This is a genomic window from Streptomyces monashensis (assembly GCF_001866665.1).
In the GTDB taxonomy this organism is placed as follows: Bacteria; Actinomycetota; Actinomycetes; order Streptomycetales; family Streptomycetaceae; genus Streptomyces; species Streptomyces monashensis.
This window is the reverse complement of the sequence record NZ_MLYO01000004.1, coordinates 63,021-74,356: the sequence shown is the minus strand read 5'-3', so window position 1 is coordinate 74,356 and position 11,336 is coordinate 63,021. Positions and strand designations below refer to the sequence as shown.

Below are 11,336 nucleotides of genomic sequence, written 5' to 3'. Positions count from 1 at the left end.
AGCGGCGAGCCGGTCCCTGGCCTCCTCGGGGATGCGGACGTTGGCGTCAGACATCAGCGGGCTCCTTTCCACCTCTCCAGGGTACGGGTACGTACCCGTAATCGTGTACGCCTCGGTCGTCGGCACCCGCTCCCCCTCCCCTCGGCGTCGTCCGGGAGCTTGCTGGTGGTTCGGGAAACTGCGCTCCTTTCCAGGGGACGGGTCGGCACACTGGCCCGGTGACTTCCTGGATGCGCCGCCACGGATTCGGACTCTGGTCGCGTCTGCACCGCGACTTCGACAGCAAAGACCCCACCGTGAAGTGGACCGCCCGCGCCGTCCTCTCCGAGGTGCCTGCCGAGGCCTTCTCCCAGCGCCTGGAAAGTCGCTTGACCGGCGTTGTCGCCCGCGATCGTCGGAGTTTGCTCGGCACCCTAGGCATTGCTCCACGTCAGCTTCAAAGTCCTGACCGTTGACGGCGAGTTCGGCAAACGCCACGGCAACGAGACGATCCGCGTCACCCCGGACGTCGAGGTCAGCATCAAGCTGCCCGTCTCGCTTGCCGGGCACGCGAACTCGAAGCACGGCCGGTACGTGCTGCCCGCCAAGGGGTGCTTCGCGCACCGGGGCGCCGAGTGGCGCGTCCGAAGGTGTGATTCCTCTGGGCCACCCGACTTCTAAGCACTTCGGGGACATCTGTTAATGTCACCGAGTTCGGTCGCGCGCTGCTGACCACAGCGCATGCCGGAACGGCGAATTGCCGATGCTGCGAGGGGGAACGGGAAATGTCTGACACAACGTCTGCAGAGGTGTTTTCCGGCCGCGTGCTTGAGTGGCACAGCGAGGAGGGCTGGGGAGTTCTCGCTTCCGATGCCCTCCCGGACAGGGTGTGGGCGCACTATTCGGTCATCCAGGCCGAGGGCTATCGTGAGCTGGCTGTTGGGCAGACCGTCACTTTCTCGGCCGAGCAGGCTGAGCAGGATGAGTACTGCTGGCGTGCCGTGTCCGTCTGGCCTGAAACCGGAGCGCAACGCCCGTCGAACGGGGACGAGGGGCCCGGCTTTTCATCCGGCCTGAACATCACGTTCGATTCCTGACGCAGTATCGGTCACCGACCGGATCTCTCCTATCGGCACGTACAGCGGTGGCATGGTCTCTTCTGCTGTGCGCTCTAGACAGGAATCTCGTGTCTTCGACATCCAAGAAGAAGGTTGCTGCAGTCGGCGCAGCTGCGGTGGCCGCAGTTCTCGCACTGAGTGCCGTTCCCGCCCACGCCGGGACGCAGCAGGGCAGGTTCACATTCAAGGTCTCGGCCCCGTACTACAAGAAGACGGACACTAACGGCACCTTCACCGGCCAGGTGAACATGGCGGGGACCGTCGGTCGACCCGCTGCTATGGCCTGGTCGTTCCGTACCTCTCCGGCGGTACAGGCCATAGCCACGGGCCGAATGACATGCAAGGCCGGCCACATGCAGCTGCCCTACTCCGACAACCACAAAGACATCGCCGTCAACTATTTCTGGCATTCGTCAGTTCCCAACAACCGGCGCAACAAGAACTACACGCTGTACGGAAACTGCACCTTCCGCGTCAAGGTCGGCGACAAGGCCGGTACGGCCAACCTCGGTTTCACCTTCAACTACTCTCTGTTCGACGGGATCACTCCGCCGTCCCTGGCCGCGCAGCAAAGCACCAGCGCCGAGGACACGCCCTACGCCAGCGACCTCAAGATTGCCTATGACTCCTAAGAGGCTGAACCACTCTTGACCCGCGGATCCACCGCCGGCCATCGGTGCCGCGCGCGCTGCGCCGTCCCCTTACAGGGAACGTAGGTACCCGCGTGTCGCCCGGACACCGTCAGCGAGGAATGGTGTCCGGGCGGCGTCTGGCGGCTCAGCTGATGCCGAGCCGACTCTCCGCGGTCGTCCAGTCGGAGGCGATCGCTTCCTGCGCCGCCTTGAGGGTGACCTTGCCCGAGCAGACCGCGGTGTGCAGTTTCGTCTCCACCGGGTCCTTCAGGTTGTTCACTCCGGAGCCCGGCTTGTGGCCCGGGTCGGGCGGCTCCACCCACAGGTTGCGGGCGTCGTTCGGGTCGCCGCCGAGCTCGAGACTGAGGTCGTGGTCGTACTCGGAATCCGCGAGACTGCCGGTGTAGCCGTAGGAGGCGGCGTTCAGCCGCTTCTCCTTCCCGGTGATCGACGCCGGCGGGCGGATGCTCTTGGTGTAGCCGCCCTTGCGGCAGATCGTCGACGCCAGATTCGCCTGCGTCACCGCCGGCGAGATGGCGCCCGGCGTGCACTTCAGGTCCGGCAGCGGCTCACCCTTCTCATACCGGTAGTGGCAGCTGCCCGCAGGCGGCTGCTGCTGCACCGTGTATGTCGTCTGCGGCCCCGCACCCACCGCGATGCCCGGTGCCGGCCCTCCCGCCGGGGTCGCGCTGCCCGACAGCCCGGCCGCCGCTGTCGCGTGCTTGCCAGGGTTATCCGAGCCGGAGTGTGAACCGGATGAGCAGCCCGCCAGCAGCAGGCAGGCGAGCAGCGCCGGTGGTACGGCGCGGCGCATGGAATGCATGAGGTCCCCTCACGAGCGAGCGATGGCTGGGCACATGCTCCCCGCACCAAGCGATCTTCTACCGCCCGGCCCCCGGCGCACCGATGCACGCCTGGAGGCCTATCGCCTCGGTCGCGCGACGTCCGGCACGATCTCGGTCTGCGCTGGGTGAAACCCGGCCATCCTTCCAGCAGGGCGCGCCAGGCTGACTTGGCGACGGTTCGAGGGGTGTGTTGGGGGCGTGCGCGCGGGCGCATGACGCGAGGAGCACAGACGTGCATGCCGCTCACGGTGACCTGCCTGACGTTCACCTGCAGCAACTTCATTGGTGCAGTCGGTGATCACGGAGGCAGTGTGGCCGAAACTCCGGACAGCAAATCCTGGACCGTCATAACACGGATGCCGTCTTCCACGGGCCCGTGCTTGGATTCGGCCAACGCGGTGTGTGGGCATGCCAGTTGCCAGTGATCCCGCGCGCCACTGACTCAGGGAGACGTCTTGAGAAGACAGATCGCCAGAAGTCTCACCATCTCCGCCCTGGCGGCTGGACTGCTTGTCCCGGCCATCGCGTCCTCGCAGGCGGCCGTGGAGCAGCCTGCGGACTCGGCGGTGCTCCAGGCCGGCATCGCGCCGGTGGCCGTGCAGGCCGCCTCACCGGCCACCGCCGCGGGGGCGGTGGCCGTGACGCCGAAGGCGAACGCCACCTGCAAGATCAACACGATCTCGATCAACCGGTTCAGCGAATGTGAATGGGTCACCCTCCGCGTCAACGTCATCCGCGTCATCAACGGCGTGCCCCGACAGGTCGGCACAGCCACGTTCACTGCCCGGCACTCGATGACGCTGAACTCGAAGTCGGCGGACTGGGGGGAGAAGTTCCAGCTCTCCAAGGCCAGCACCACCGGCGAAGGCAAGGGCATCACCGTCACCGTCACCGCTACGGCCGGGAACGGGACCAGCGCGAAGACGCACTACAGCCCGCACCTGCTCGATGCGGCCTCCAGCGGCAGCGTCACCTACACCACCGGGGCCATGCGCAAGGGCCGCATCAACGGCAAGACCCAGACCAGGTACACCTTCGGCTTCACCAAACCGGGATACGTTCCCGGCTCGACCGGCTACAAGTCGGCGACCTGGCGGTGCGACAACTACTACGGCACCTCCGGCTGCGCCATGACCGACCAGCCGACCGCGGTGTCGATGGTGGGTATCCCGTGGATCGACGACGGGATCCGCACGCTCCGTGCCCACGGCGGCCACTACGGCGACCCGAACGGCGGCAAGCCGCTGCACTGGATGATCAACACCAAGAAGAAGAACGACAACCGCAGGGCGGTATGCGGGGGCCGCACCGCGCCGCCGGACATGAAGCGGGTGGGGCGCACGTACTGTGACGAGTACCCGTTCGCCTCCACCTACGAGGGCGGCACGAAGCTGCCCGCTTCGCAGCGCGAGACGACGTGGGTGAGCCCGAACGAGAACAACACCCAGGGCGCCCGGATCACGAACTGGCGCCGGCCGATGCACGTCATGGACAACGACCCGTTCTACGTCGTCGCCTGACGGTCTGGCACGCTGGGCCGAACGGCACCATGGGGCACCCCGCGAGCCAGGGGTGCCCCCCTTGCGCGAGGAAACCACCGTGATCATCGCTGAGACCACCCTGACGCCGGAGACCGGCGAGTACGGCTACCTCCTCGCCTTCGGCGAGGACTACGAATGGCCGCCCCAGTGGCCATACGGCTGGCGGTGCGGGCCCATCAGCAGCGACACGGCGCACATCCTCACCGACACCGATACCGGCACGATCACCATCACCGTTCAGATGCACGACGAGCCGCCCCCATCCGAGACCGACCCGGCCTGGGGGCCTGCGGAAGAGATGAGCCTGCACGCCACCGAGGACACCCCTGTCATCTACATCCTCGGCAGCGGCGACTTCGAAGAAGCCGAACCCGACGACGGCCCGCTCACGCTGCCCACCGACCAGGTACCGGCGTGGATCCGGATGCGCCTGTACTGCCACACCCCTAACCCCGAGCCAGGCGTCGGCGACCGTGGCGAACGCCATCTCATCCAACTCTGGGCCGCCCCCCAGCAGCCGCCGGTACACCCGCAACTGACCGAATCCGACCTCACCCAGCGCCGCACCTACAAGGAGGACTTCGACCAGAGCGCCGCCGCCTGGCGGCAGTGATGTGCATCGACCGGCCCTGCACGTCGGCTGTTTTGTGAACCAGCGGAGTGGTCACGAGGCAAGTTGCTGCCCGCGGCTGCGGCGGCCAGGAGCGCGAGGACGACGACCACGCAGGCGGCGAGCAGGACGATGGCGATGCGCTTCACGGCGATCTCCGGAGCCTCGCCGGTGAAGATCTTCTCGCAGCCGACCGAGTCCTCGCCGGGATGCACGTGTGGGGGCGTTGTCAGTGGTGGCAGGCAGGATGACAGGCATGACGACACCCGTTGTGCAGATCGTGGATGCCGCCGCCTACGCGCAGGCGGTCGAGGATGCCGTGAAGGCCGCGGCCGCCTACTACGCGGGCGGCACCTCGACCCCGGATGACGACGCCTATGACCGGCTCGTGCGGGGCATCACCGCCTGGGAAGCCGATCATCCCGACCAGGTACTGCCTGACTCACCGACGGGGAAGGTCGCCGGCGGAGCGGCCGAGGGCGATGTGCCCCACACGGTGGCGATGCTGAGCCTGGACAACGTGTTCTCGCCGGAGCAGTTCGCCGCCTGGACGGCCTCCTTGGCCCGCCGGATCGGTCATGAGACGGAACGCTTCAGCGTCGAGCCGAAGCTCGACGGGCTGGCCATCGCCGCTCGCTACACCCAGGGCAGGCTGACCCGGCTGATCACCCGGGGCGACGGGATCGCCGGCGAGGACGTGTCCCACGCGATCGGCACCATAGAGGGCCTCCCGGACGAACTGGCCGAGCCGGTCACGGTGGAAGTACGCGGCGAAGTGCTGATGACCACCGCCCAGTTCGAGCATGCCAACGCTGTGCGTACCGCACACGGCGGGCAGCCGTTCGCCACCCCGCGCAATGCCGCGGCGGGCACCCTGCGCGCCAAGGACCGCCTCTACACCGTGCCGATGACGTTCTTCGGCTACGGCCTGCTGCCCCTCGCCGACACCGAACCCGTGCTCGCCGCGCGGCTGGGCGAACTCGCGCACAGTGACCTCATGGCGCTGGCCGGCGAACTCGGCGTGAACACCACCGCCAGCACAGCCGTGCCCGGCATCACCGCCACGACCACCGAGGGCGTCCTGGCCCGGGTGCGGGAGATCGCAGCCCTGCGTGCCGAGTTGCCGTTCGGGATCGACGGCATCGTCATCAAGGCCGATCTCGCCGCCGACCAGCAGGCCGCCGGATCCGGATCGCGGGCCCCGCGCTGGGCGATCGCCTACAAGCTGCCCGCCGTCGAGAAGATCACCCGGCTGCTCGAAGTGGAGTGGAACGTGGGCCGCACCGGAATCATCGCCCCGCGCGGCGTCCTGGAACCGGTCGAGATCGACGGCTCCACCATCACCTACGCCACGCTGCACAACCCGGCCGACATCACCCGCCGCGATCTGCGTCTGGGCGACCACGTCATGGTCCACCGCGCCGGCGACGTCATCCCACGCATCGGGGCGCCCGTCGCCCACCTGCGCACCGGCGCCGAGCAGCCCATCGAGTTCCCGCAGGTGTGCCCGCGCTGCGGGTCCGGCATCGACACCAGCGAGGAACGCTGGCGCTGCGAGCAGGGCCGCAACTGCCACCTGGTCGCCTCCCTCTCCTACGCCGCCGGCCGCGACCAGCTCGACATCGAAGGCCTCGGCACCACCCGCGTCATCCAGCTTGTCGAGGCCGGCCTGGTCACCGACCTCGCCGACCTGTTCGCCCTCACCCGCGACCAGCTGCTCTCGCTGGAGCGGATGGCTGAAACGAGCAGCGACAATCTGCTGGCCGCCCTGGCCCAGGCCAAGACTCAGCCGTTGTCGCGGGTGCTGTGCGCACTCGGCGTCCGCGGGACGGGCCGCTCCATGTCCCGGCGGATCGCCCGGCACTTCGCGACCATGGACAACATCCGTGCCGCCGACGCCGACGCTCTGCAGGAAGTCGAAGGCATCGGCGCCGAGAAGGCACCCTCCATCGTCGCCGAACTGGCCGAAATCACCCCGCTCATCGACAAACTCGCCGCGGCCGGGGTCAACATGACCGAGCCGGGCGCCACTCCCCCGTCGGCCGTCGCGGACAACGGGACCGTCACTGTCCCGGCCGCCGGTCCGCTCACCGGGATGACAGTCGTGGTCACCGGCGCGATGACCGGGCCGCTGGAGCAGCTCAGCCGCAACCAGATGAACGAGCTCATCGAACGGGCCGGCGGCCGCTCCTCCTCCAGCGTCTCCAAGAAGACCACCCTGGTCGTCGCCGGCGACAACGCCGGCTCCAAGCGCGCCAAGGCCGAAGACCTCGGCATCCGCCTCGCCACACCCGACGAGTTCGCCGCCCTCGTCGCCGACTACCTCACCTGACACCGCCCCGGCCCGCGAAGGCCGACGCCGCGGACGCCCCGCAGGTCGAAGAGGCGTCCGCTACGTCAGCGCGCGCTCCACCTGGACGCCAGGAACCACGCCTGCTCCACGGTGTGTGGGTCGACGGCGGGCGGGATGGGAGCTGGGGTGAGTGGTGGGTTGAGGAAGATCACCTTTCCGCTGCGTCGCGGGAGGGTGGAAGCAGGAGGTCCCGCTCTGGGTGCTTCTCGCCGGTGACGTTCCCCTGGATCCCCAGGTCTTGCCGGGCCGCATCATGGAAGGCGTTGATCGCTCGGAACGCGGTACGGTTCCGTTCGCGCCATTCGCTGAGACTCCCGGTGATCCTTCCTGTCGCCTGCCAAGCGATCTCGGCGAGCACCAAGTTCAGCTCATGGCTGGCCTCGATGGCATCGTCACCTCCGAGGAGCATGATCCGCTCGAAAGCAGACCCCCATCGTCGGCCGGCTTGCGATAGGTCGTCGCGAAGCTCTTCCTCGGGCTTGTGATGTTCACGCAGCCCTTCTCTGGTCTCGTAGACCCGAACGGACGCGGCGATCCTGAACTTCGCTGCGTCCACGTACTCTGCGTACGCCTCGATCTTCTTGTCGTCCCAGCGGGTCATGAGTTGGTAGCGGTTCTTGCTCCGCTCCATCAGATGGTTGGTGACGTGGGTGGACAGCGCGCCAAGCAGTACGGCCCCTATCGTCACGAACTGCTCGCCCGTACTCAAACCGTCCCCCAGTCACGACTCCTCAAGATGGCTGAACGATCTTATGAGCGATCGTCAGCTGGAGTGACGGGAAGAGTGAAACGTGGGAGCCTCACGGTGCGCCTCAGGTGGGAGAAGCGCCCCACAGCCACCAGCGTGGCAGAAAACCACGCGTGCCCTTCATGTGCCCGATCCAGCAGTATCGAACGGGGAACAGCGGGGAACCACGGTGATCGCACCCAGAGCACGCACGTCAGCGTCTCGCCAAGTCAGCCCCCACCCGCATACGCGATCTTCCAAACTGGTGTTGCGGGTCATGACGTTGGTGACGTGAGTTGTTGGCAGATCAGCTGGTGAGCAAGTTGCGCCGTCGCGAGCAGGTCCTCACGAGCCGTGTCGACGTTGGACCGCACTGACAATCCGTGCCAGACGGATTGGATGAGGCCGGTCAGGGCCGCCGCGTTGGTACCCGCGGTTAGTTCCCGGTCCTGGATCGCTCGCTCGATGCGTGCGAGGAGGGCCTGCTCGTTCGAGCTGTGCAGTTCGGCGATGTAGGCGCTGGTGTCGAGCGTGCTCGTGGTGTCGGTCATCACGGCGCTGCTGATGAGACATCCGGGGTGCGTGTCGCTTGGCTGAGTGAACTCGTGGACCGAGTCGGTCAGGATGCGTTCGATGACGGTCTGGATGTCCTTCGCGGCAACGGCCTGTTGGTAGATCTCGCGGTATCGCTCGGCGTAGGCCCGTACCGCTTCCTCGAACAGTCCGGCCTTGCTGCCGAAGGCGGCGTAGAGGCTGGAGGTGGAAAGCCCCAGGGCTGCGGTCAGGGTCCGGGTCGAGGTGCCGGAGTAGCCGCGTCGCCAGAAGAGGCGAGCAGCTTCGAGGACTGCGTGGTCGCGGTCGAAGGCTCGGGGGCGTCCACGGTTGCGTTCGGTCACGCTTGCATTGTAGATCGTTCGCTCCATAATAGATTTGTGGAGCGAACGATTCAGAAGAAGATTGCAGTCAGCGGGGACAGCTGGGTCACGGTCGATGTGTACGGGGAGCCGGATGCCCCGGGCCTCGTCGTCGTCCCGGGCGTGATGAGCGATGCGTACACGTGGCGCCATGTTGCGGGGTCCATCGCGGCCTGGCCCTCAGTGGTAGTCGTGAACCGTCGGGGCCGCGCCCCCTCGGGGCCGTTGACCAATTCCTACTCACTGCAGACAGAGGTTGAGGACCTCTGCGTGGTCCTTGACGAGTTCGACAGCACGAGGGCGCTCTTCGGCTGGAGTTACGGCGGCTTGATCACCGTGCTAGCCGCCAACGAGCGCCCGATTCACCAGGTTATCGCCTACGAGCCGGTGATGCGGCCATTCGGACGTCATGCATTGCCGGACCTGAAGGTGGCAGAGGAGACGGCGGACTGGGATCGCTGCGTCGAGATCGTCAATCGGCAGATCTCCGGCTTCTCCGCGGCGCACGTCGAGGATCTGCAGGCCGATCATGACGGTTGGGCGATCTTGCGTCGCTTGAGCGGACCGCTGCACACCGAGCTCGGCGCGCTCAACGCGACACTACCTCCGGATGTGATGGCGCGACAGGCAGATCAAGTCGACCTGATCATCGGCCAGTGCAACCGCGGAACAGCCCCCTACGGAACGTCGTTCGACAACGTGCGGCGGCACGTCGCTCACGCCCGAGTCCACGAACTCCCCGGTCAGGGCCACCTGGCCCACATGCAGGCGCCGGCAGGGCTTGGCCACCTGCTCAACACCCTCGCCGCCATCTAATGGGCACCCATGCCAACGCACCGCTCTCCATTGAGGGCCGCAGGCGACTGGTTGAGCGATGCCAGTCACGTCCGATCGCCCACGTTGCCGCGGAGATGGGCATCTCCAGGGCATGCGCCTCCAAGTGGGTCAACCGGTACCGTCGCCATGGTGAGCTCGGCCTGCACGACCGGTCCTCCACACCCCACCGCCAACCCACAGCCACACCTGGCGAGGTAGTGGAGCGGATCGAGCAGATGCGCCGAAACCACAAGTGGTCCGCAGGGCGGATCGCCTTCGAGCTCAGTCAAACCGCGCACGCCGTGAGCCGGCGTACCGTCACCCGGCATCTCGCCCATCTCGGCCTGAGCAGACGGCGATTCATCGATCCCGACGGCCACACCACTCGGAAACCACGCACAATCACCGCTCGTCGGCCGGGACACATGGTGCACATCGACGTGAAGAAGGTCGGACGGATACCTGACGGCGGTGGATGGCGAGCCCACGGCCGAAACAGCGACCACTCCCGGGCAGTCAGCCGGAACAAGAAGAAGACCGGCCGTGGAGGGTACGTGTACCTACACTCCGCGATCGACGGGCACACCCGCCTCGCCTACACCGAGCCCTTGCCGGACGAGAAAGCCTCAACGGCGATCGCGTTCCTGCACCGAGCCAGGGCGTGGTTTGCCGCACACGGCATCACCCACATCGAACGGCTCGTCACCGACAATGGCGCCTGCTACCGCGCCGACGCGTTCACCCGCGCCCTACTCGGCTCACGGCACCAACGGATCCGACCGTACACGCCCCGGCACAACGGGAAAGTGGAACGGTACAACCGGATCCTGGCAGAAGAGTTCCTGTACGCGCGCACCTGGACCTCCGAAACACAGCGCACCCGGGCGCTGGCGGTGTGGAACATCCACTACAACTACCACCGACCCCACACCGCCCTCGACGGACAACCACCCGCAGCAACCGTCGGCCAGACCGTAACCAACGTCTTGGCCTCATACAACGGTGCTGAGCCTGATCGTTGTCGGCTCTGTCTCGCTGGAGAGCGTCTACCGCTACCGCGAGCAGTGGAAGAACTACCGATCGACCGAACAACTCCTCGGCCATGAACGGATCTACTTCGAGACCAAGGTGGGGCCCTACTCGGGGCTCTCGGACAACGAAGCCTTCACGACCTTGGTCGCCCGTGTCGAGAGCGCGATCGCCAACGATAACTCTGCAACCCTGAACGTCATGACCCTGGGCGGCCAGGTAAACGCTGACGTTCAAACCCCACCCGGTATCCCAGGTACGCGACGAGAACTTCGGTAGACCTGCCAACCCCACACTTCCCGCCGCCTCCGGAACACGGTGAGCCGGCCGGAGCCAGCACCCTGACCGAACGGCCGCGCTGCAGATGACCCATACCGCCGCCGGTGCCGACGGACTGCCGGCCCGCGCAGCTCACTACCTCCTCCGCATGTGCGGCGAGCCGTGCACGGATCTCGGCGTTGCAGTCCGTGAGCGTGGAGTAGTCCCCGGTAGCCTGTCCGGCGAGGCGCTGAGTGGCGAGCGCGAGCTGCTCCCGGACTCGTCAACGCCGAGGCCGAATGCCACCACAGCCGGTGACCTCAGCCGAGTGCACCACGACGTCCGGGGTGTGTGCCTCCTTCGGTCACACCGTCAATCCGTGCGCCGCCCGTCCTGTTCGCCGAGCGCACAGTTCGTGATGTAGCGCGGGAACGCACCTTCGGGTACAGGCGCCCGTCGGTCGACATGCGTGGTGTGGGCCCGGGACCTGGCCGTCGTGCCGAGGGCTGGCTTG

The 11,336-nt window shown here is 66.8% G+C and carries 12 protein-coding genes and 1 pseudogene; 9 read left to right on the top strand and 4 right to left on the bottom strand.

Annotation, left to right across the window (positions count from 1 at the left end; all coding sequences use genetic code 11):
• The first annotated feature begins 420 nt into the window (after positions 1-420).
• The 3 genes from BIV23_RS00485 to BIV23_RS49455 all read left to right on the top strand — a co-directional run bounded on the left by BIV23_RS00485 (position 421) and on the right by BIV23_RS49455 (position 1,729).
• Complete coding sequence (locus BIV23_RS00485; RefSeq protein WP_071378663.1) at positions 421-660, top strand: hypothetical protein; 240 nt, start codon at positions 421-423, stop codon at positions 658-660.
• A gap of 104 nt (positions 661-764) precedes the next feature.
• Positions 765-1,076: a cold-shock protein gene (locus BIV23_RS00480; RefSeq protein ID WP_071378662.1), complete on the top strand. Its 312-nt coding sequence runs from the start codon at positions 765-767 to the stop codon at positions 1,074-1,076.
• A gap of 89 nt (positions 1,077-1,165) precedes the next feature.
• Positions 1,166-1,729, top strand: coding sequence for a hypothetical protein (locus BIV23_RS49455; RefSeq protein ID WP_143079017.1), 564 nt, complete (start codon positions 1,166-1,168; stop codon positions 1,727-1,729).
• Positions 1,730-1,874: 145 nt separating this feature from the next.
• Here BIV23_RS49455 and BIV23_RS00470 read toward each other — a convergent pair whose 3' ends face one another.
• The gene (locus BIV23_RS00470) at positions 1,875-2,552 is read right to left on the bottom strand and encodes a hypothetical protein (protein ID WP_071378660.1); all 678 of its coding nucleotides are present in this window, start codon (positions 2,550-2,552) and stop codon (positions 1,875-1,877) included.
• 477 nt (positions 2,553-3,029) lie between these two features.
• Here BIV23_RS00470 and BIV23_RS00465 point away from each other — a divergent pair, with 477 nt between their 5' ends.
• Positions 3,030-4,094, top strand: coding sequence for a NucA/NucB deoxyribonuclease domain-containing protein (locus BIV23_RS00465; RefSeq protein WP_071378659.1), 1,065 nt, complete (start codon positions 3,030-3,032; stop codon positions 4,092-4,094).
• A gap of 79 nt (positions 4,095-4,173) precedes the next feature.
• Positions 4,174-4,728 (top strand): hypothetical protein, encoded by a 555-nt coding sequence (locus BIV23_RS00460; RefSeq protein ID WP_071378658.1) that lies wholly within the window; start codon positions 4,174-4,176, stop codon positions 4,726-4,728.
• Here BIV23_RS00460 and BIV23_RS00455 read toward each other — a convergent pair.
• On the bottom strand, positions 4,683-4,940 hold the full coding sequence (locus BIV23_RS00455) for a hypothetical protein (RefSeq protein WP_071378657.1): 258 nt from the start codon (positions 4,938-4,940) through the stop codon (positions 4,683-4,685). The genes BIV23_RS00460 and BIV23_RS00455 overlap by 46 nt on opposite strands.
• Positions 4,941-4,981: 41 nt before the next feature.
• Between BIV23_RS00455 and ligA the strand changes: the two genes are divergently transcribed.
• Complete coding sequence (ligA, locus tag BIV23_RS00450; protein ID WP_071378656.1) at positions 4,982-7,057, top strand: NAD-dependent DNA ligase LigA; 2,076 nt, start codon at positions 4,982-4,984, stop codon at positions 7,055-7,057.
• Between the two features lie 169 nt (positions 7,058-7,226).
• On the opposite strand, the gene BIV23_RS00445 is transcribed toward ligA, so the two are convergent.
• Together BIV23_RS00445 and BIV23_RS00440 are read right to left on the bottom strand one after the other, a co-directional pair.
• Entirely contained in the window at positions 7,227-7,787 is a 561-nt protein-coding gene (locus tag BIV23_RS00445; RefSeq protein WP_245790259.1) for a hypothetical protein, read from the bottom strand.
• Between the two features lie 293 nt (positions 7,788-8,080).
• Positions 8,081-8,701, bottom strand: coding sequence for a TetR/AcrR family transcriptional regulator (locus BIV23_RS00440; protein ID WP_071378655.1), 621 nt, complete (start codon positions 8,699-8,701; stop codon positions 8,081-8,083).
• A 36-nt stretch (positions 8,702-8,737) separates the two neighbouring features.
• Between BIV23_RS00440 and BIV23_RS00435 the strand changes: the two genes are divergently transcribed.
• From BIV23_RS00435 to BIV23_RS00430, 3 genes and pseudogenes are all read left to right on the top strand, one after another.
• Positions 8,738-9,535, top strand: coding sequence for an alpha/beta fold hydrolase (locus tag BIV23_RS00435; RefSeq protein WP_071378654.1), 798 nt, complete (start codon positions 8,738-8,740; stop codon positions 9,533-9,535).
• A pseudogene (locus BIV23_RS45370) lies at positions 9,535-10,533 on the top strand (IS481 family transposase); the annotation flags it as partial. The gene BIV23_RS00435 and the pseudogene BIV23_RS45370, both read left to right, overlap by 1 nt.
• Before the next feature lie 4 nt (positions 10,534-10,537).
• A complete protein-coding gene (locus BIV23_RS00430) occupies positions 10,538-10,843 on the top strand; it encodes a DUF4231 domain-containing protein (protein ID WP_245790256.1) in 306 nt (101 codons plus the stop codon).
• Positions 10,844-11,336 lie beyond the last annotated feature (493 nt).

Coding starts and splice junctions, on each gene's coding strand:
- BIV23_RS00480 (WP_071378662.1), top strand. CDS start 765: ATGTCTGACACAACGTCTGCAGAGGTGTTTTCCGGCCGCGTGCTTGAG.
- ligA (WP_071378656.1), top strand. CDS start 4,982: ATGACGACACCCGTTGTGCAGATCGTGGATGCCGCCGCCTACGCGCAG.
- BIV23_RS00470 (WP_071378660.1), bottom strand. CDS start 2,552: ATGCATTCCATGCGCCGCGCCGTACCACCGGCGCTGCTCGCCTGCCTG.